At 26.6% G+C, this 1,079-nt stretch carries 1 protein-coding gene; it reads right to left on the bottom strand.

What is annotated here, in order from left to right; all coding sequences use genetic code 11:
* Window positions 1-52: 52 nt before the first annotated feature.
* Window positions 53-1,079, bottom strand: a 1,027-nt coding sequence (locus tag QL232_RS27200) for a hypothetical protein (RefSeq protein ID WP_281616498.1), incomplete at its 5' end; no start/stop codon positions are given.

Raw genomic sequence — 1,079 nt, 5'->3', positions numbered from 1 at the left:
CAACGTAATGGCTAAACTGCGAGCGAGGGTGCGTCACCCGAAACTTGCTGTTTTAGCTGTTGTTAGGCAAAGTTTTTTTAAGTTTCTTAAGCCTTTTTTTAATAATATCTTTTGAAGACTCCTTCAATTTTAAATTTATCGACATTTCTTCCCTAACATTTCTAATTTCTTTTTCAAGGAAATAAATTTTTTCACCAACAATTGAAAAAGCAAGAAGAGTAAATGTTGAACCAACTGGTATATTGTAAAAACTATCTTCCTTTCTTATTATTGACTTTTTATATGAATTGATATCCTTAAAAATTAAATGGGCATCTACCTGTGTTATATTATCAGACAAGACTTTTACTTGGATATTTGTCAATACAGATTTTGGTAAATAATCAAAATTAATATAATCTAGCTTTGGTAATTTGGCATAATAGTAACTAAAAATATCTTCTTCAAAAGCTGTTCTTAATGTTGATCTAGGTTCATTTGGACCTATAGGAATTCTTGTGTAATAAAGAGGATTATCTTTTGTCCTATAATAAACTGTATCTATTTTAGTAATACTAGTTGTATCCACATTTACTGGAACTTTTACCCAATTACCTGAATCTAAATAGAACAAGCTCATTGGTCCTAAATTTAAATCTCTTGGATAATAAATAGATGCAAAACTCCCATTTTTTAATCGTACATTTTTAGAGTTAGACTTTATTGTTATTTGGATACTTCCTCCCGAGATTAAAAGTGTATCATTTGATATAGTTTCTAAATTATTGAAAAACATATCAATATTGCTTTGATAATTTTTCACAAAAACTTTTATTGATGAAGGTTGAGGTATATTTGTAAAATCTAAATCAGTCCATTTAAAATTGATTTTAACACCATCTTTTGTTTCTATATCTATTTCATCATTTTTTGTAATAGTAAATGTTTCTTCTACTGTAGAAACTGAATTCGTTATTAAATCTCTTATTTCATTATTTTGTCTTAATTCTTCATTATTATAACATGAAGATAAAATAAAAGAAAACAGAATAATTAGTTTAGATTTCATCTTTAAGTTGTGTTTAATTTTGCCTAACGTA

Origin of the sequence: Flammeovirga sp. SubArs3, from assembly GCF_947387565.1 — a bacterium.
GTDB lineage: Bacteria > Bacteroidota > Bacteroidia > Cytophagales > Flammeovirgaceae > Flammeovirga > Flammeovirga agarivorans.
Note: the sequence above shows the minus strand (reverse complement) of the source record. Positions and strands in the feature narration are given on the sequence as shown.